Consider the following 19,295-nt stretch of genomic DNA (forward strand, 5'->3'; position numbering starts at 1 on the left):
TGAGGCGGGGCTCTTTCGAAGGCATCTGCGATTCCTTGCCGTACCTCGATACATCCCATGTCTCGCTCTCTGAGGCCTTGATCGGCATCCACTCGCATCCCGTCACGCCTTGAAAGGGCGGTGGCCATGAACCTCATCACCAGGGTCGGGCGCTGGACGTGCGTGGCGCCATCCACAGGGCCGCCGCCGCTGGCGTGAACGCCGTGTGGGATCGCGCCTGGCCTCGGTGGCCGATCACCTGTACCTCGACGGCCCTGTCCGGAGCCGCTCCGCCAGGAGCTGAAGCCCACCGCCACCCGCTGCGCCCCCCGCCGTGCTCGCTCACCTCACCCGCCTCTCCGCTCCACACCCCTGGATGGCAGATGCGATACCACCGACTCGGCCACACCGACTTGATCGTCTCCGAACTCGCCTTCGGCGCCGCCCCGTTGGGATCGATGTTCGGTGTGTTCGCCGAGCAGGACGGCGTCGACGCCGTCCGTACGGCCCTCGACGCGGGCGTCAACCTGTTCGACGTCGCCCCTTACTACGGCGCCACGACAGCCGAGACCGCCCTCGGCGATGCCCTGCGAGGTGTCGACCGCGGCACCTATCTGCTCGCCACCAAAGTGGGGCGATACGGCCTGGCGGACTTCGACTTCAGTGCCCAGCGGGTCAGACGCAGCGTCACCGAGAGCCTGCGCCGCCTCGGCACCGACCACCTCGACCTGATCCAGTGCCACGACATCGAGTTCGGTTCGCCGGCGCAGATCGTCGGAGAGACCGTTCCCGCACTGCGCGCACTCCAGACCGAAGGACTCGTCGGCCACGTGGGTATCACCGGATATCCGCTGCCCACGCTCGCCCATGTCGCCGCCCGAGCCCATGTCGACACCGTGCTCTCCTACTGCCAGTACACCCTGCAAGACCGGAGGCTGGCCGCCTGGGAGGAGTACTTCACCGCGTGCGGAGCGGGCGTCGTCAATGCCGCGCCGCTCGCCATGGGGGCACTCACCCGGCAGGGAGCGCCGGACTGGCACCCCGGCTCCTTCGCGTTGCACGCCCGCTGCGCCGAGGCCGCCGATCTGTGTGAGGCCCTCGGCGGCGACCTCGCCAAACTGGCCTTGCAGTTCTCCGTCACCGCCACTCCCGCCGCCACGACGGTGGTCGGTACCAGCAGCCCTGACGAGGTCCGCCGCAACGTGGCCTGGCTCGCCGAGCCCATCGACCAGGAACTGCTCCGGGCCGTGGAGACCTGTCTCGAGCCGGTCCGCGACCGAGGCTGGAGCAGCGGTGGGGTCGCCGGCCCGAGCTGACCTCGGCCACAGCCCCACGGGGCCCGACGCCCTCACCGCTCATCGACCACCCACCATCGGAGGCCCCGATGCGCCAAGCCACCTATACCGGCAAGGGGACGGTGCTCGTCCGCCCTGCCGACCCGGTACCGCCCGCCGCCGGACAGGTCCGTATCGATGTCGCGTACACCGGTATCTGCGGCACGGACCTGCACATCCTCCACGGCGCGATGGACGGCCGCGTCACCCCGCCCACCGTCCTCGGCCACGAGATGGCCGGCCGGATCGCCGAGATCGGGGACGGTGTCACCGGCTGGAGAGCGGGCGAGGCCGTCACCGTGATGCCGACCGTCTCGTGCGGTGACTGTCCTGCCTGCTCGGCAGGGCACGCCCATGTCTGCCACCGGCTCGTCTTCCTCGGCATCGACTCCGACGGAGCGATGCAGAACAGCTGGACGGTCCCGGCCGACCTCCTGGTACGCCTACCGGAGAGCCTGCGCCTCGACCACGCCGCGCTGGTGGAACCCACCGCCGTCGCCGTTCACGACGTGCGCCGCGCTCAACTGAGGCCCGGAGAGAAGGCCGTCGTGTTCGGCGGCGGCCCGATCGGAGTCCTGATCGCCTCCGTCGCCCGCCGGGCCGGAGCCCAGGTGCTCATGTTCGAACCCAACGCCCAGCGTCGGGCCATCGCCCAGCGCCTCGGACTGACCTGTGCCGATCCACATACCGGCGATGTCCGTGGCTTGGTCGAGGAGTGGACCGAAGGCGTGGGCGCGGCAGTCGCCTTCGAGGTGTCCGGCTCCGCCGCGGGTGTCACCTGCGCCGTCGACTGCCTCCAAGTGCACGGACGTCTCGTGGTGGTGGCCATCCACCCCGTCGCGCGTGAAGTCGACCTGCACCGGGTCTTCTGGCGGGAGCTGACCGTGCTGGGCGCCCGGCTCTACTGGCGCCAGGACTTCGAGCAGGCCGCCCGGCTGCTCGCCGCGGGCCGTGTCCCGGTCGGCCTGATCTCCAGGATCGAGCCGCTCACCCGCGCCGAGGTCGCGTTCGCCGCTCTCGACTCCGGCTCCGGCTCCGGCGTGATGAAGGTCCTGATCGACTGCCGGAGAAGCGAAGGGAACGAACCGGCATGACCGCCGACCCACACCAGCGGCTCTTCGACCTGAGCGGTCGGCTCGCGGTCGTCACCGGCGCCAGCCGGGGCCTGGGCCTGGCCATCGCCGAGTCGTTCGCCGCCGCCGGAGCCGACATCGTCGCCGTGAGCGCGAATCTGCCGGACTCCGGCAGCGAGGTCGCCGAGCGGGTCACCGCCCTCGGACGGCAGTGCCGTACGCTGCGCGCCGACTTCGCGGACCGGTCGGCCGTCACGGCTCTCGCCGCCGAACTCGGCGGCCTGGAGCGGCCGGTGGACATCCTCGTCAACAACGCCGGCACCATAGCCCGCGCACCCGCCGCGGAACACAGCGACGCCGATTGGGATCACGTCCTGGCCGTCGACCTCAGCAGCCAGTTCGTCCTCGCGCGCGAGATCGGCCGGCAGATGCTGCGCCGAGGATCCGGAAAGATCATTTTCACCGCCTCGCTCCTCAGCTACCAGGGCGGAATCTCCGTCCCGGGCTACGCCGCCGCCAAGTCCGGCATCGCCGGCCTCACCAGGGCCCTGGCCAACGAGTGGGCGCCCCGGGGCGTCAACGTCAACGCGCTCGTGCCCGGATACGTCGCCACCGACAACACCCGTGCCCTGCGCGAAGACCCGCGGCGCAACGCCGCCATCCTCGACCGCATCCCCGCCGGACGCTGGGCCACGCCACAGGACATCGCCGGTACCGCCGTCTTCCTCGCCTCTCCCGCCTCCGACTACGTCCACGGAACCCTGCTGCCCGTGGACGGCGGCTGGCTCGGCCGGTGACCGCCGACCGATACCGGCAAACCCGAAAGGACAAGCCCGGACCGCCTCCCATCGCTGTGCCGTTCGCTCACCCCTCGCGCCGAACCGAGCAGAGGACCCATGAACACAACCCACCCACGACCTTCCCCGGACCACCCGGCATCAAGAGACCGGCTTGCCGTCCGCACCGGCTGGCGGGACTTCCTCAGCGGGCTCGACCCCGTGTGGCAGGCCGTCCCCACGGGCTTCCACGACGGCCCCTTCCTTGGCAACGGCGGTCTCTCGGTCTCCCTGCGCAGGCCCAGACACGCCACCCGGCTGACCCTCGTACTCGGGGACAGCCGGGTCCGCGACCACCAGGAGGCCGGCGGCCCCCTCTGGGGCGGGACACGATTACCCATCGGCCGCCTCGTCCTGACGACGCGGGGGGAGCTCACAGGCGTCGACCTCCGCCTCTCCCTCTGGGACGCGGAAGTCGCCGGCACCGTCGAGACCACCCGCGGCGCGGTCACCATCAGGGCGTTCGTCCACGCCTCGAAGGATCTCCTCGTGGTGAACTGCCGTCCGCTGCGGGGCGCGGAGCAGGTGTCCTGGAGGTTCGTGCCTCAGGCGGCCGTCCCTCCCCGTGAGGCGTTCTACCCCGAGCAGCGCCCGACCGGGCTCAAGGACAACCCGCTGCCCGTGCTGACCAGACGCGACGGCGAGAGCGTGTGCACGCAGGATCTGGCGTGCGGCGGACGTACCGAGACCCGTTGGCGCACCCGTACCGAGCCGGACGGCGAGACCACCACCCTGCTGTGCACGGTGGCCCACAGCGCCACCGACCCCTCGGCGAGCGACACGGCGGTCGCCGTCATGAACGACGCCGCCGAGCTGCCGACCGACCGGCTCGTCGCCCCCCATCGCGACTGGTGGCACGCCTACTACCCGAAGAGCTTCCTCTCGGTCCCCGACGGCCGGTTGCAGAGCTTCTACTGGATCCAGATGTACAAGCTGGCCTGCGCCACCCGCGCGGACAGGCCGGTGCTCGCCACCAACGGACCCTGGCTGGAACACACCCCCTGGCCCGCCGCCTGGTGGAACCTCAACGTCCAGCTCGCGTACTCGCCGATCCACCCGACGGGTCGCACGGAACTCGACTCCCTGCGTACCGCGTTGGAGAACGGCGAAGCCGGACTGCTCGCCTCGACCCCGCCCGCCTACCGCGGCGACTCCCTGGCCATCGGCCGCTCCAGCCAGGACGACCTGCGCAGCGAACCGGCCGGCGTCCCCGGGCGGACCGAGGTACTGCCCGAGACGGGCAACCTCCTCTGGGCCCTGCACAACGCCTGGCTCGCGTACCGGCACACCATGGACGAGACGTTCCTGCGCACGACCGTCTTCCCCCTGTTGCGCAGAGCCGTCAACTACCACCTGCACTTCCTCACCGAGGACGACTCCGGCCACCTGCACCTGCCGGCCACCTACTCGCCCGAGTACGGCATCACGGCCGACTGCAACTACGACCTCGCGCTGCTGCACTGGGGGTGCGGGACGCTCCTCGACGCAGCGGCCCGGCTCGGGATCACCGACCCGCTGGCGGACCGGTGGCAGCACGTCCTCGATCACCTCACTCCACCGCCGCGGAACGCTGAAGAAGGCCTCCTCATCGGCCGCGACCTGCGGCTCACCAGCTCCCACCGGCACTACTCGCACCTGCTGTGGTTCCATCCACTCCACCGGCTCGACGTCGCCGACCCCGGCAACCGGGCCCTCCTGCTGCGGACCATGGAGCACTGGCTCGGCCTGACCGGCGAACTCCAGGGCTACAGCTTCACCGGGGCCGCGTCGATGCACGCGCTCCTCGGTGACGGCGATACGGCACTGGTCCGGCTCGGCGAGCTGCTGGACATGTATGTCGAACCGAACACCATGTACGCGGAGACCGGCCCGGTCATCGAGACACCGCTGTCCGGCGCGCAGAGCCTGCACGACATGCTGCTGCAGAGCTGGGGCGGCGTCATCCGGATCTTCCCGGCCGTCCCCCGTGCCTGGGCGGACGTGACGGTGCACGACCTGGTCGCCGAGGGCGCCTTCCGGATCAGCGCCCGCCGGCGTGACGGTGTGACGCGCTGGATCCGCGTCCGCAGCGAGGCGGGGGAGCCCTGCCTTCTCGCACCGGGCCCCCTCACGGGCGCCGCGGCTGTCCGCCCGCTCGACGGGCTCCCCGGACCGACCACCTGGAACCGGGATGACGACGGCCTGCTGCGGATCAGCCTTCCTCCCGGAGCCGAGTGCCTGATCACCGGTACCGGCGACACCCCCGACCTCACCGTCGAGCCCGTCGACTGCCGCACGTTCCGCTGGGGCCTGCCCCTTTCCTGAAGCGCCCTCGGGCCGCACCCCACCGCATCCACCTGATCGACCATCACCGAACAGGACACGCGTATGACCATCACCGCCCGTACCAGAAGAATCGCCGTCGTAGCTGCTCTCGCGCTCGCCACCGGCACGCTGAGCGGCTGCGGCTCCTCCTCCGATGACGAAGGCGACTCCCTCACCTACTGGTCGATGTGGAACCAGAACGAGCCGCAGGCCAAGGTCATCAAGGCGGCGTCCGACCAGTTCACCAAGGACACCGGCATCAAGGTGAACATCCAGTGGCAGGGCCGGCAGGTCATCCAGAAGATCACCCCGACCCTGAGGAGCGGCGCCGCGGCAGACCTGGTCGACAACTCGGTCAACGCGCTCGGCACGCTGGTCTCCGCCGGTCAGAACGCCGACCTCAGCCCGGTCTACACGGCGACGATTCCCGGCGAGAACAAGACCGTGGCCGAAGTCATCCCGGAGAAGTACAAGGCCTACCTCAACGACAAGAACGGCAAGCCGTTCATGGTGCCGTACTCCGTGGCCACCGAGGGCGTCTGGTTCGACGCCGCCAAGTACCCGGAGCTCGCGGCCAACCCGCCGAAGACCTGGGAGGACCTCGTCGAGAAGCTCGACGGCATCAAGGCGACCGGTGTCGCCCCGATCGCCCTGCCCAGCAACGACCCCTACTGGACCCTGCTCACCCTGCAGCGCCAGTTGGGCACCGAGGGCGTCCGCGAACTCGCCGCCGACAAGTCCGGGGCCGCCTGGGACGACCCCGAGGTCCGCGCCGCCGTGAAGAAGGTCGAGCACCTGCGGGACCACCACTTCATCAAGGGCTACGAGTCCACACAGGGCACCCAGGCCCAGACCAGCTGGGCACAGGGCAAGGCCGCGTTCTATCTGAACGGCACCTGGGTGCCCGGCGAGAGCAAGCCCAACGTCGACGCCGACTTCAAGTACGGCAACTTCCAGCTCCCCGCGATCGACGGCGGCAACACCGCGGTCGGCGTCAACTTCTTCGGCTTCGCCGTCCCGAAGACCGCCAAGAACTCGGCGGAGGCACAGAAGTTCATCGCGTACTTCATGAACAAGAAGCACCTGACCGGGATCGCCACCCAGGCACTCAACATAGCCCCGCGCCCCGACGTCCCCGCGCCCGAAGAGCTCGCGGCGGTCGCCAAGGCGCTCGACGGCAACGACGTCTACGCCGATCAGGCACGGTTGTTCGTGGACTACGCGGCCTGGGCGACCAAGGCGTACACCCCGAACGTGGTGCGGTTCATCCAGGGCGTGACGAGCGCGGACGAGTTCATCGACCAGACCAGGCGGGCCTCCGTCGACTTCTGGAAGGCCAACCCGTGAGCGCGACCACCCGGTCGCCGCTGGAACGTCGCCGGGGACGGATCTTCGCACCGTTCCTGGCGCCGGCCCTGGCCCTGTACACCGCGCTGTTCATCGGGCCCACCCTGTACTCGCTGTACACCAGCTTCACCGACTGGGACGGGATCAACTCCCCCCAGTGGGCGGGCACCCGGAACTACAGCCAGCTGCTGAACGACCCCGCCTTCCGCTCCGCGTTCGGCAACACCCTGAAGATCGTGTTCGGAGTCGGCGCCGCGATCTTCGTGCTGAGCTTCGGCTTCATGCTGATGCTCCGTGAGATGCGGGGCCGCCGGGTGATCCGCGGGGTGATCTTCCTGCCCCACATCGTCTCCTCCGTCGTCCTGGCGATCTTCTGGGGCGTCCTGCTCAGCCTGGACGGCTTGCTGAACCAGGCCCTCGACGGGATCGGGATCGACCCCGTGGAGTGGCTGAGGCCGGGCTGGACGATGAGCGCCGTCCTCGTCGCCCTGGTCTGGATCAACACGGGCTACTACGTCACGATCCTGATGGCCGGCGTCGACCGGATCCCCGTCTCCTTCTACGAGGCGGCCCGGCTCGACGGCACCAACGCCTGGCAGCGTTTCAGGTATGTCACCCTGCCGCTGTCCTGGGACGTCACCGCGGCCGCGGCCGTGCTCTGGACCATCACCTCAGTGAAGATCTTCGAGTTCATCCTCGCCTTCGGCGGCAACCAGGGCGCTCTGCCGCCCACCTACCAGTGGAACAACGCCATGTTCGTCTACGGCGAGACAGTCGGCGGCATCACCCCGGTGAACCAGTTCGGATACGCGGCCGCGTCAGCCGTGACGACCCTTGTCTTCGTCGCGGTCCTGGTGATCGTGCTCCGTCGCCTGATGCGCCGTGAACCGCTGCAGTTCTGAACCCGTCAGGAAGGAACCCGCGATGACCACCACCGTCGCGACCCAGCCGGCCGAGCCCCGGGCCCCGGCCAGGACCCCCCGCCGCAGACGCCTCGCGCGCGTTCTCGCCCGCCTGCCGGGAACAACCGCCGTCTGGCTGTTCACCGGTTTCTGCCTGTTCGCCTTCGCCTTCATGCTGATCAGCTCGTTCAAGGCCAGCAGGGACATCCTGGAGCGCCCCTGGTCCCTTCCCGCCACCCCGCGTTTCGAGAACTGGGCGACGGCCTGGAACGACGGCGGCTTCGGGCCGGCGTTCATCAACTCGACGGTGCTGGTGGTCACCGCGTCGGCCGTGACCGTCGTCATCGCCGGTCCGGCCGCGTACGTGCTGGGCAGGAGGCCCGGCCGGCTGTCCAACGGCCTCAACCTGTACTTCGTCCTGGGCCTGGGCATTCCCGTCCAGGTGATGGTCCTCCCGCTCTACGCGCTGATGAACTCCCTGGAGCTGATCAACAGTCTGTTCGGCCTCTTCGTGCTCTATGTGGTCGTCTCCTTGCCGTTCACCGTCTTCCTGCTGACCTCTTTCTTCGCCTCGCTGCCCGCCGAACTGGAGGAGGCGGCGGCCCTCGACGGGGTGTCCGCGGCGATGACCTTCTGGCGGATCATGCTGCCGCTCGCCCGCGGGGGCCTGCTGACCGCGACCCTGCTGAACGCGATGGGAATCTGGAACGAGACTCTTCTGGCGCTGATGTTCATCCAGACCAACGACAAGTTCACCCTCCCCCTGGCCCTGCTGAACTACTTCCAGCAACAGCAGTTCACCGGCGCGGACTTCGGCGCCCTCTTCGCCGGGGTGTCGATCTCGATCCTCCCGATGATCGGCCTCTACGCCTGGCTCGGACGCCGCATCACCGAGGGCATCACCATGGGCGCCGGCAAGTGACCACGAGGGCGGGCGCCCGGGGCACCGGCGCCCGCCCCTGACCTCTCCATCGCCGACATATCGAATTCGATGTCATTCGATCGAATGATAGATTTCCTTGTGTTGGGCAACCAGGGGAGGGGCGCCATGTCCGCTGCCGCCGACAGGCGCAGAGAGGGGATCCTCGCAGCGCTCCAGAGCCTGGAGACGATCCGGGTGACGGATCTGGCACAGCACCTGAACATGCCGGCGGTCACGCTGCGCCGGGACGTGGCGGCACTCGCGGAAGCGGGTCTTGTCAGCCGGTCCCATGGGTCCGTCTCCCTGCCGGCCAGAGAGGCGGGAGGGCCGGCACTCGGCCTGCTCGTGCCGACGGTGGGCCAGTACTTCGGAGAGGTGATCGCTGGTGCGCGCGCTGCCGCCGGAGCCGCGGGCGCCCACCTGACGCTCGGGATCTCCTCCTATCAAGCCGAAGCCGACCGCGCCCAGGTGGAGCAACTGCTCGCCACGGGCGTCGCGGGGTTGCTGCTCGTTCCCAACTGGACGCCGTCCCGGTCGGCGGACGACCTGCGCTGGATCGGTGAACTGCCGGTCCCGGCCGTCCTGGTCGAACGCCGGGCGCCGCACGGAACCCCTCTCGCCGAGCTGGACTCCGTCGGCTCCGACCACCACCACGGTGTGTTCATCGCCCTGCGGCACCTGGCCGCGCTCGGGCACGCGCGGGTCGCCCTGGCCGCTCGCAAGGACACCTGGACAGCCCTGCAGGTGCGCGGTGCGTACGCCGAAGGCTGCGTGCTCCTCGGACTGCCGGCCGAGCCGGTGATCGACATCGACGAACCCGCCGCGCATGCCGAGGACATCGCCCGCCAGATCGTCGAAGCCGTTGAAAGCGGCGTGCGAGGCGTACTCGTCCACAATGACCAGGACGCCCTTCAACTGTCCCCGATGCTGCGCGACAAGGGCCTGCGGATCCCCGAGGACATCGCGCTGGTCAGCTACGACGATGTGGTCGCCGCCCTCGGTGCCCCACCCCTGACCGCTGTCTCACCGCCGAGGCACGCCGTGGGCGCCGCGGCCGTCGAGCTGATCCTGCGCCGGCTCAAGAGCGACCCGGCGCTGCCCGTCCACCATCTCGACCTCCTGCCGGAGTTGAAGGTCCGAGCTTCCTGCGGCGGCACACCGAGCGCGTGAGCGTGACTGCCCCACCCTCATCGAGTCAGAGCGCGTAGCAGCGATCATTCGCTCAATGTTCGGTCTTTTGATACGAACATGTTGACTCGCTCAAACGCTCTGCCTACGGTGCGACACGGGCCCCTCACTCCTCCCCGATCCGGGAGTCCGACCATGCTCCTGCCTGCCGTACTCAGACGCGTCTTACTCGTACCGCTGACCGCCGTGATCCTCGCTCTCCAGAGCCTCTTCCCGGCCGTGGCAGCGACTCCCACCACCTGGTATCTCGACTGCTCGGCATCCCACGACGGCACCGGCCGCCATGCCAGCCCCTGGAACAGCCTGGCGACCGCCAACGCCCATCTGTTCCGGCCCGGTGACCGGTTACTGCTCAAGCGCGGTGCCACCTGCAAGGGCACGCTCAAGCCGCGAGGCTCCGGCACGGACGGCGCGCCCATCACCCTCGCCGGCTACGGCGCGGGCCGCGGCCGCCCCGTCGTCTCGGGCGACGCCGCCACCACCGAGAAGGCCGCGGTCCACCTCCACAACGTGGAGCAGTGGGAGATCCGCGACCTGGAGATCACCTTCCCCGACAGCGCCACCACCAGGCGCGAGCGCAACGGCCTCCTGGTCGAGATCGCCGATCTCCCGGACGGCGTCGGCACCCACTACGTGGTCGACGACGTCTCCGTGCACCACGTCGACGGCGACGCCACCAAGTGGTCCAACGGCATCCAGTTCCGCGTCTCCGGCACCACGAGGCCGACCAACTTCGACGACGTCCTGGTGCAGAACTCCCGGATCACCGCCGTGGACCGGGAAGGCCTCACCAACCGCACCACCTGGATGTGCAGGCCGATCTACGGCTCCGGCGACGGCTGCGGATCCACCGTCAACTGGCGTGCCAACACCGGGATCGTCTTCCGTGGCAACAACATCAGCGACACCGGCGGCGACGGCATCGTGGTCCGTGCCTCCAGCCACGCCCTGGTCGAGCACAACACCGTCCACGACATCGCGATGCGCCCCATGGGCTCCAACGTCGGTATCTGGACCATCAACAGCGATGACACCCTCATCCAGCACAACGAGGTCCACCACGTACGCAAGCTCCCCGGCAACGGCGACGGCCAGGCATTCGACTCCGACTACGGAAACAACCGGGCGGTGTTCCAGTACAACCACAGCCACGACAACGAGGGCGGTTTCATGCTCTTCTGCGGCGGCTGCGGAACAGGCTCCAGCAGTCACGGCACCGTCGTCCGGTACAACCTCAGCCGCTCCGACAAGGGCCGGGTCTTCGACGTCACCAAGGACGACAACGCCAGGGTCCACAACAACACCGTCTATCTCCCCGCAGGGTCGCGCACTGCCGTCGTCCACCAACGGGCGGCCACCACCAACATGGTGCTGAGCGGCAACATCTTCTACAACCTCGGCTCCGGCGGCTACTCCGGACCGAAGTACACGCCCTCCGACTTCCTCTGGAACGGCAACACCTTCTACGGCAACCACCCGGCCGACCAGCCGATCGACGCTGCCGGGAACACGGCGGACCCGAAGATCGAGAACCCCGGCGGCACGAGGCCCGGCGACTACCGGCTGACACCCGGCTCCCCGGCGCTCCGCGCAGGAGGACCGGTCGCGGCGGGCGCCACCGAGGACTACTTCGGATCACCCGCCCCGGGAGTCTGCCGCCCCGACGCGGGGTTCCACCAACTGAGCGACTTCGACGACGGCGACTGCCCGGCCCCCGACCTCGCCATCGACTCCGGATTCGAGTCGGGCACCCTCGCTGCCTGGTCCCCCTACGGGAGCGTCGGCGTCGTCACGACCGGCACACACAGCGGACTCCACGCCGTACGAGTCGGTCCGGCTCAGGCCGCCGTCGAACAGGTCGTCCAGCTCAAGACCCGCACCAGATACCGGCTGAGCGGGTACGGGAAGGTCTCGTCCGCCGGCACCCAAGTCTCGCTCGGGGCCAAGGGATACGACAGTGCCGGCTCGTCCACCCGCCATGTCTTCACCGGCACCTCCTACACCAGGGGTTCCACCACGTTCACCACCGGTGCCACGTCCGACACCGCCAGGATCTACTGCTACGCGCGCTCGGGCACCGGCAACGGGTACTGCGACGACATCACCCTCAAGGAGAACTAGCCGCCCCCCAGGCCAGGTTGGAGACCCATCCGCCATGCACACGGCTCAGCGAACAAGAAGCCGCAAAGCTCCCTGGATCCGGGCCGTCACCGGTCTGATCGTCTGCTGCGCACTCCTCTTCAGCGGGACCACCATGCCGGCCGCCACCGCGGCCCTCGCCTCGACGGAGATCACACTCGACGGGGACAGCGCCGGACGAACCTTCGACGGCATCGGGGCGATCAGCGGCGGCGGTGGCAACTCCCGCCTGCTGCGCGACTATCCGGAGCCGCAACGGTCACAGATACTCGACCACCTCTTCAAGCCGGGCCACGGCGCGGCCCTCCAGATGCTCAAGGTGGAGATCGGCGGCGACACCAACTCCACCGACGGCGCCGAGAGCAGCCACCAGCACAGCCGGGACACCGTCAACTGCGCTGCGGGATACGAATGGTGGCTGATGAAGGAGGCCGAGCGGCGCAATCCGTCGGTCAAGCTCTACGCCCTGTCCTGGGGCGCGCCCGGTTGGATCGGCAACGGCGACTTCTGGTCCCGGGACATGATCGGGTACCTGATGAACTGGCTCGACTGCGCCCGGCAGCACGATCTGTCCATCGACTACCTCGGTGGCTGGAACGAGCGTGAGTACGACGCCGCCTGGTACAAGGACCTGGCCGCCACCCTCAGAGCGGCGGGCCACACCACCAAGGTGGTCGGCGCGGACGACAACTGGGACATCGCCACCAGCATGCGCGCCGACAGCGCCCTCCAGGACGCCGTCGACGTCATCGGTGCTCACTACCCGTGCGGGTACCGGTCCCCGATGACCAACTGCGCCACCACCACCGACGCACTGGCCACCGGCAAACAACTGTGGGCCGGCGAAACCGGCTCCGACGACGCCAACGCCGGAGCACCGGCCATCGCACGCGGCATCAACCGCGGATACCTGGACGCCAGGATGACCGGCTTCCTCAACTGGCCGCTGGTCGCCTCCCTTTATCAGAACCTGCACTACAACACCATGGGCCTCGTCATCGCCGACCAGCCCTGGTCCGGGGCGTACAGCGTCGGACGCAGCACCTGGGCCACCGCACACACCACGCAGTTCACCCGGCCCGGTTGGAAGTACCTGGACACCGCGTCCGGCTACCTCGGCGGCAACCGCGCCCACGGCAGCCATGTCAGCTACCGGGCGGCGGACAAGTCGGCATGGAGCACCGTCTTCGAGACCATGGACGCCGACGCCCCGCAGAACGTGACCCTCAGAACGGCCGGCGGCCTGCCGGGCGGCACGCTGCGTGTCTGGTCCACCGACCTCTCGGACCGCACCACCACCAGCCACCTGGTGCGCGAAGGCGACCTCACCCCCACGGCCGGGGCCTACACCCTCACCCTCCGGCCCGGCCGGATCTACACCGTCACCACGACCACCGGCCAGGGCTCGGGAACCGGGACCGGTCCGATCCGCTCACCACTCCCGCTGCCCTACGCGGACAGCCTCGCTGGCACCGGGCCAGGCCAAGAGGCGCGCCTCTTCTCCACCATGAACGGAGCCTTCGAGACGGCGCCCTGCGCCGGCGGGCGCGCCGGCCGGTGCCTGAGGCAGCAGGCCCCGCTCTCCCCGATCCGCTGGACCGACGAAGCGAGCAATCACCCGTACACCCTGATGGGCGGACTGCACTGGGCTGACTACACGGTCGGTTCGGATGTCCTGCTGGAAGAGCCGGGCACCATCGAGATCCTCGGCCGTGTCGGCACCCAGCGCCGCAACAACAAGGGACTGAACGCCTATCACCTGCGTCTGTCCGACACCGGCCGCTGGTCGCTGCAGAAGACCGACAGGAACTGGAACTTCACCAATCTTGCCGACGGCAGGATCGCGCCCCCCGGCACCGGCACATGGCACCACCTCGCCCTCACCTTCGAGGGCGACACCATCACCGCGCGCATCGACGGCACCGAGGTCGGCACCGTCAGGGACGGCAGCTACGGCGCCGGTCAGATCGGGCTCGGCACGGGCGGCTACCACGGCGCACAGTTCAGCGGGCTGAAGGTCACCCCCGGCTCCGCTACCGCCCTCGACGGCACCTACACCCTGGTCAACGCCAACAGCGGCAAGGTGCTCGACGCCCACGCCCGGGGTACGGCCGACGGGACGCCTGTCGTCCAGTGGGATGCCCACGGCGGCACCAACCAGCGGTGGCGCCTGACGTCGACCGGTGACGGGTACTACACGATCACCGGCGTCGCCGGCGGGAAGGTCCTGGCCGTCTCCGGGAACTCGGTTCTGCCCGAAGCGCCGCTCAACTTGTCGACCGGCGACAAGAGTCCTGGTCAGCAGTGGCTGGTGGCACGGTCCGACTCGGGTGGCTTCGTCCTCGAGAGCCGCCTGCACGGCCAACTGGCCGAGGTGGCGAAGGCGTCGAAGGCCGCGGGTGCCAAGGTCGTCCAGCGGCCCGCGAGCGGCAGCTCGCACCAACGCTGGAATCTCGTCCCCGTCCGCTGACCAGGGGGACCGAGCCGATTCTCTGGCCCGTCCCCGGACCGGCCTGGTGGCAGCCGGACCGGGGACGGGAAGCGCGCCCGGTTGGGGGTAGCAGAGGCGGGCGGCTTGTCGAGGCGATGCGCCTCGGCGTCGTCCGTTCGATACGGCTCCTTTCCTTCGCGGATCAGGTGCGGTTCTGGACGGAGCGGAGGACCGATCCTCTTCGGTCGGTCACTCCGTCCGGCGATCTCCAGCTCCGCGGTGCTGTTCCCTTCGACCGGTGTCCTGCTTCTTGAGGGGTTCTCGTGGGAGGGACCTGGAAATCCGCACCCCGTCCCGGTCGTTTACCAATCCTTTACCGTCGTTCGGGTTTCTTGGCTTCATGCGCGCCATGCTGTACCTTCGCCGGGCGATCTCCAGAACTCCTTCCGATGCATCCCTGCCCCCGGGTCCTCCAACGTTGGAGAGCACGTGGCAAGGAACAAGCACAAGGCGACGCGCATGGCCGCGATCCCCGTGGCCATGGCCGTTGCGGCCGCGCTGGGCTGGGCAGCTGTCGGTATGCCCGGGTGGGCGAGCGAGGAGCAGGCGGAGAAGAAGGCTCCGCCGGCCGCCGCCGTCACGACGCCCCCGGTCGCCTGCGACCAGCAGGACAGTTCCAACAAGGGCTGGTACCAGCCGGTCTACGTTCACCGGGCAGGCAAGGACCCGGCGGCCGGAGTGAAGAGCGTCCGTCACATCATGTGGAGCGCCGACCAGATCTTCGAAGCCAGTGCCAAGCGCTTCGGCCAGGGGGACAGCCGCCGTCTGCGCTTCGTCCAGGACAAGGACTGCCAGATCGACGTCATGAGCGTCGCCGTCGACGGCTTGCCGGGCAGGCCCTCCTTCCCCCAGGCCCGCATGAAGGCGGAGGCGGCCGTGGCCGCCGAGATCCGCAAGGCTCCCGCGGCGGTCAAGAAGCGGTTCAAGCGCACCCGGCCGGTGTACTTCTTCGACACCAAGCCGCGTGGCTGCGGTGTCGCCACGACGCCGAAGGCACGCCTGCGATCCTCCATGTTCAGAGGGCGGGCCGCTGTGTCGTGGGGCTGTGCGACCGTCCCCGCGGTCACGCATGAGATGGTCCATCAGTTCGGTGTCAGTCACTGCGACAACAAGCGTGACCAGGGCGGCGATCCCATCTGCCGTGGATACGACCGCTCCCCGCGCTGCAGTGACCTCATGGCGAACGTCTTCCTGGACTGCGCCAAGGACGAGTTCTCCTACTTCCGCCCCCGGCCCGAGTCGGGCAGCATGCTGGCGAAGCGGCCCGGGTACAACCTCGCCAACAGCCCTTATCTGATCAAGGATCAGCCGGCTCCCGCCCTCGAGATGCGGCTCGCCGGGAAGCGGGGCGGAGTCTGCCTGGGGAGCGGCGAGGGTGACTCGGTCGTCCAGCAGGACTGCGGCTCCGGCGACAAGCAGGTCTGGTCGAGGGCCATCGGCAAGGACGGCTACCTCACTGTGGCGCTGAAGGGCACCGACAAGTGCCTGACCGCGCCGTCCGGCAAGAGCAAGACGGCGCTCACCACCTGCGAGGCCGGTGACAAGCGTCAGGAGTGGTGGATGCCTTCGGGGCGTGGGAACGGAGCCGACGTCTATCAGCTCGTCAACCGCGAGACCCGTAAGCCGCTTCGGATCGAGGGCAAGGGCGAGGGAGCCTCTGTCGCCCCCTCCGGCCGAGGGCCGGCTGCCGGGTTCCGGATGCTGCTGACCAAGTGAGCGGCACCTGAGCCGGGTGCCGACTCGGCACCCGCCTCAGGGTGACCCGCGGGGCACGGCAGGCGGGAAGCCGCCGTGCCCCTTGCTCCCTGGATCCTTCTGCCCCACTCCTCGCCTGGCCCCGCCCTGCCCACATTCCCGCCCCGTTCCACCAGGAGGTGGCCTCGATGCCGCCACGAACTCCCTTCGCACTCACCCGTCGCGCAGGTGACAACAACGTGATGCCGATGACCCGTTGCTCCGTGATGCTTCTCGCGGCCGTCCCTCTCGCCCTCTCGTGCACCGTCAACGGCTTCGAGGCGTCCGGAAGCACCACCCTGCCCGCCAGGGACACCGCCCCGGCCACCTTGTCCGCCTACGAGCTGCCGCCAGGCATGATCAAGAACACCTCCAAGGGCAACCCCACCCAGCTGCACGGCATCCTCGGAATCCCCAAGGGGCCGGGGCCCCATCCGGTCGTCGTCGTCCTGCACGGCTCGCACCCCACCTGTGCCTGGCCCGGGAAGACGGACGCGGTGGCCCGCGACGCGGTCCGTGCCCCTTGGCCCCTGGTGTGCGGCCGGCCGGGGGCCGAGTACGACCCGGGGAAGTACGGTCCCGACTACGTGCGTCACAACGCCGGCCTCTCGTACTTCGTGGAGGCCCTGAGCCGCAAGGGCTTCGCCGCCGTCTCGATCGACGTGAAGAGCGCGGAGGCCTGGTACACGGGCGAGCCCTCACCGGCCAAGGGCTACACCCAGCTGATCGACACACATCTGAAGCTGCTGGCCGACCTGAACGAGGGGACCGGCCACGGTCTGAACCTCGAAGGCGCCGAGGGGCGCATCGACACCTCCCGGGTGGGGCTCGTCGGGCACAGTCGCGCCGGTGGCTACGTCCTGAACAGCACAGCGGGCAAGCGGCCCGGCCTGTTCGCCACCGTCGCCGTCGAGCCCGCCGAAGAGGTCGACAAGGCCCCCCACACGGTGCCCGTACTCAACCTCCGCGGCGCCTGCGACGAGGACACGGGCCCGAACGCCGGACTGGACACGATCAAGGCGCTGGCCAAGTCCGGCACCACCGACGTCGTTGCCGACGTCCGGCTGCCCGCCACCGGCCACGCCATGCTCAACACCAACCTCTCCTCGGTGAAGGAGAAGGGCGGTGTCGGCGACTGCTCGGCCGCCCAGGTCGCCAGGCCGGCCGAGGCACGCGACCAGGCTGCCCAGCTCGCCGCCTCCTTCATGGCCCAAGCGCTGCGCAAGGCCACCACGTACACCCTTCCCGCCCTGGCCGGCCCGCCTCCGGCGGGCCGCAATCTGAGCAAGCGCGGGCCTGCCCTCCGCTTCAAGGCCTCGAGCCCGCAGTCCTACGCCGACCCACGGCGAATCCCCACGACCACGTCCGAGGAACGCCTGCTGCCGCCCGTACCCAAGGGGCTCAAGGTCGCAAAGGGCGGAGAGCCCGAGGCGTGACCACGGCGTCCACTTCGGCAGTCACGAACGAAAGACGAGACCGTCCGCGGTCCCCGTCGTTCTCGTCCACGGGTCCGTTCAGGGCCCTCCAAGGGGAAGCCAGATGCCGATGTCCACAGCACAGAAACGCTCCATCGTGAACTGGACGGATGAGGAACTGGCCGCGCCCCTGCGCCGCGGCGAGTCCGGCGACGAGCAGCTCGCGGCGCTGTACGAGCGTCACCGCGGGGCCGTCCGCTCCTATGCCGTGTCCTTCTGCCGAGACCGCTACACGGCTGACGACCTCACCTCCGAGGCGTTCACGCGAACGATCGACGCGATCCGAAAGGGCGGCGGCCCTCGTGGGCCGTGGCGGCCCTACCTGCTGACCGCGGTCCGTCACATAGCCGTGGACTGGGCCGCCGACAGGAACCGCACCCAGCCGAGCAGTCAGGTGCAGGACCGGGTCGACGAAGCGCCCGGGGGAGAGGAGCTGACGCTGGACCAGGAGGAGAACCATCTGGTCGTGCAGAGCTTCCGACGGCTGCCCGAGCGCTGGCAGGCCGTGCTGTGGTACACGGCCGTGAAGGGCGAGCCCGCCGCCACGGTCGCGGGCCGCCTCGGCATCAGCGCGAGCGGAGTCGCCTCCCTGGCCGAAAGGGCCCGTGAGGGTCTGCGTGAGGCCTACCTCAGCGTCCATGTGCACGACAACGGCGTGGAGGACTGCGGGCGTTACGGCCGACTCCTCGCTTCCGTCGTGCGGCGCAAGGCGAGACGGCCGGGCAGAGACCTGAAGCGTCATCTGGCCGACTGCGGCCACTGCCGCCAGGCCCTGCACGACCTGACCGACCTCAACTCCCGGCTGAGGGCCGTGCTGCCGGGAGCGATTCTGTTCGACGAGAGCGTGAGAGTCCTGATCGCCAAAGGGGCGGCGGCCGGGGGGCCCGGCCCGGCCTGGGCAGGCGGCTCCACGACCGCCCTCGTCAAGGGGGTGGTCACCGTGGGCACTTCGGCCGCTCTCGGTATCGGTGGCTACTTCATGCTCGCTCCGACCGAGACGCCGCTGCCGGCGCCGCGACCGCCTCAGTCGGCGTCAGCCTTGTCACCTTCACCTTCACTGTCACCGTCAGCAACGCCCGCCCCCGAGACCCCGCCGGGCCTTCCGACGGAGAAACCGACGCCTTCCCGCTCCCGTCCGGTCGCGCCGTCGACGGAAACGGCCGAGCGAGTACTCCTGGAAGGTCTTCGTACGACACTGCGCTCCGTCCCCGATGGGCGCTGTCTTGAGCCGACCGCGCCCCACGCGGGCTCCGCGGTGCGGGGCGGCGACTGCGACGGCAGCGCGGGCCAGACGTGGGCGCAGCTTCAGTTCCTGGGCTCCCAAGTGCTCTTGCGCAACTCGGCGACCGGCCTCTGCCTGCGCGCCCCCGGACCCGGCGCGGCGCGGGCGACCCAGGTGGCCTGTGACCAGAGCGACGACCGTCAGGTGTGGCGAGTGCGGTTCAGCCTGAAGCACAGTTCCCTGGCCGTCAGCGGTGGCGGATGGACCTACCTCACATGATCCGGGCCAGGCTCACGATCAATAAGGACACCAGCTCATGACCCGAGCACAGGCTCGCACCCGCCGTTCC

13 protein-coding genes are annotated in these 19,295 nt (G+C 69.4%); all 13 read left to right on the forward strand.

Annotated elements, in window-relative coordinates; translation table 11 throughout:
* Positions 1-362: 362 nt before the first annotated feature.
* The 13 genes from NNW99_RS34030 to NNW99_RS34090 all read left to right on the forward strand — a co-directional run bounded on the left by NNW99_RS34030 (position 363) and on the right by NNW99_RS34090 (position 19,225).
* Positions 363-1,295 carry an aldo/keto reductase gene (locus tag NNW99_RS34030; RefSeq protein ID WP_215122986.1) on the forward strand — a complete coding sequence of 311 codons (933 nt, stop codon included), beginning with the start codon at positions 363-365 and terminating at the stop codon, positions 1,293-1,295.
* Between the two features lie 68 nt (positions 1,296-1,363).
* A complete protein-coding gene (locus NNW99_RS34035) occupies positions 1,364-2,407 on the forward strand; it encodes a zinc-binding dehydrogenase (RefSeq protein ID WP_215122987.1) in 1,044 nt (347 codons plus the stop codon).
* The gene (locus tag NNW99_RS34040; protein ID WP_215122988.1) at positions 2,404-3,183 is read left to right on the forward strand and encodes an SDR family oxidoreductase; all 780 of its coding nucleotides are present in this window, start codon (positions 2,404-2,406) and stop codon (positions 3,181-3,183) included. The genes NNW99_RS34035 and NNW99_RS34040 overlap by 4 nt, the downstream gene beginning before the upstream one ends.
* A 99-nt stretch (positions 3,184-3,282) precedes the next feature.
* On the forward strand, positions 3,283-5,526 hold the full coding sequence (locus NNW99_RS34045; protein ID WP_215122989.1) for a glycoside hydrolase family 95-like protein: 2,244 nt from the start codon (positions 3,283-3,285) through the stop codon (positions 5,524-5,526).
* Between the two features lie 63 nt (positions 5,527-5,589).
* Entirely contained in the window at positions 5,590-6,873 is a 1,284-nt protein-coding gene (locus NNW99_RS34050; RefSeq protein ID WP_215122990.1) for an ABC transporter substrate-binding protein, read from the forward strand.
* Positions 6,870-7,775, forward strand: a complete 906-nt coding sequence (locus tag NNW99_RS34055) for a carbohydrate ABC transporter permease (RefSeq protein ID WP_215122991.1) — start codon at positions 6,870-6,872, stop codon at positions 7,773-7,775. Before NNW99_RS34050 ends, NNW99_RS34055 begins: the two co-directional genes overlap by 4 nt.
* A 22-nt stretch (positions 7,776-7,797) precedes the next feature.
* Positions 7,798-8,697: a carbohydrate ABC transporter permease gene (locus tag NNW99_RS34060; protein ID WP_215122992.1), complete on the forward strand. Its 900-nt coding sequence runs from the start codon at positions 7,798-7,800 to the stop codon at positions 8,695-8,697.
* Positions 8,698-8,823: 126 nt separating this feature from the next.
* Positions 8,824-9,867: a substrate-binding domain-containing protein gene (locus NNW99_RS34065; protein ID WP_215122994.1), complete on the forward strand. Its 1,044-nt coding sequence runs from the start codon at positions 8,824-8,826 to the stop codon at positions 9,865-9,867.
* 153 nt (positions 9,868-10,020) lie between these two features.
* Positions 10,021-12,006, forward strand: a complete 1,986-nt coding sequence (locus NNW99_RS34070) for a carbohydrate binding domain-containing protein (RefSeq protein ID WP_215122995.1) — start codon at positions 10,021-10,023, stop codon at positions 12,004-12,006.
* A gap of 34 nt (positions 12,007-12,040) precedes the next feature.
* Positions 12,041-14,494 carry an RICIN domain-containing protein gene (locus tag NNW99_RS34075; protein WP_251058000.1) on the forward strand — a complete coding sequence of 818 codons (2,454 nt, stop codon included), beginning with the start codon at positions 12,041-12,043 and terminating at the stop codon, positions 14,492-14,494.
* Between the two features lie 450 nt (positions 14,495-14,944).
* On the forward strand, positions 14,945-16,231 hold the full coding sequence (locus NNW99_RS34080; protein ID WP_215122996.1) for an RICIN domain-containing protein: 1,287 nt from the start codon (positions 14,945-14,947) through the stop codon (positions 16,229-16,231).
* A gap of 227 nt (positions 16,232-16,458) precedes the next feature.
* Positions 16,459-17,685: an alpha/beta hydrolase gene (locus NNW99_RS34085; RefSeq protein ID WP_215122997.1), complete on the forward strand. Its 1,227-nt coding sequence runs from the start codon at positions 16,459-16,461 to the stop codon at positions 17,683-17,685.
* 109 nt (positions 17,686-17,794) lie between these two features.
* Complete coding sequence (locus tag NNW99_RS34090; protein ID WP_215122998.1) at positions 17,795-19,225, forward strand: sigma-70 family RNA polymerase sigma factor; 1,431 nt, start codon at positions 17,795-17,797, stop codon at positions 19,223-19,225.
* Positions 19,226-19,295 lie beyond the last annotated feature (70 nt).

This window comes from Streptomyces sp. CRCS-T-1 (assembly GCF_024442335.1).
Lineage (GTDB): Bacteria > Actinomycetota > Actinomycetes > Streptomycetales > Streptomycetaceae > Streptomyces > Streptomyces koelreuteriae.

Coding starts and splice junctions, on each gene's coding strand:
- NNW99_RS34030 (WP_215122986.1), top strand. CDS start 363: ATGCGATACCACCGACTCGGCCACACCGACTTGATCGTCTCCGAACTC.
- NNW99_RS34035 (WP_215122987.1), top strand. CDS start 1,364: ATGCGCCAAGCCACCTATACCGGCAAGGGGACGGTGCTCGTCCGCCCT.
- NNW99_RS34040 (WP_215122988.1), top strand. CDS start 2,404: ATGACCGCCGACCCACACCAGCGGCTCTTCGACCTGAGCGGTCGGCTC.
- NNW99_RS34045 (WP_215122989.1), top strand. CDS start 3,283: ATGAACACAACCCACCCACGACCTTCCCCGGACCACCCGGCATCAAGA.
- NNW99_RS34050 (WP_215122990.1), top strand. CDS start 5,590: ATGACCATCACCGCCCGTACCAGAAGAATCGCCGTCGTAGCTGCTCTC.
- NNW99_RS34060 (WP_215122992.1), top strand. CDS start 7,798: ATGACCACCACCGTCGCGACCCAGCCGGCCGAGCCCCGGGCCCCGGCC.
- NNW99_RS34065 (WP_215122994.1), top strand. CDS start 8,824: ATGTCCGCTGCCGCCGACAGGCGCAGAGAGGGGATCCTCGCAGCGCTC.
- NNW99_RS34070 (WP_215122995.1), top strand. CDS start 10,021: ATGCTCCTGCCTGCCGTACTCAGACGCGTCTTACTCGTACCGCTGACC.
- NNW99_RS34075 (WP_251058000.1), top strand. CDS start 12,041: ATGCACACGGCTCAGCGAACAAGAAGCCGCAAAGCTCCCTGGATCCGG.
- NNW99_RS34085 (WP_215122997.1), top strand. CDS start 16,459: ATGACCCGTTGCTCCGTGATGCTTCTCGCGGCCGTCCCTCTCGCCCTC.
- NNW99_RS34090 (WP_215122998.1), top strand. CDS start 17,795: ATGTCCACAGCACAGAAACGCTCCATCGTGAACTGGACGGATGAGGAA.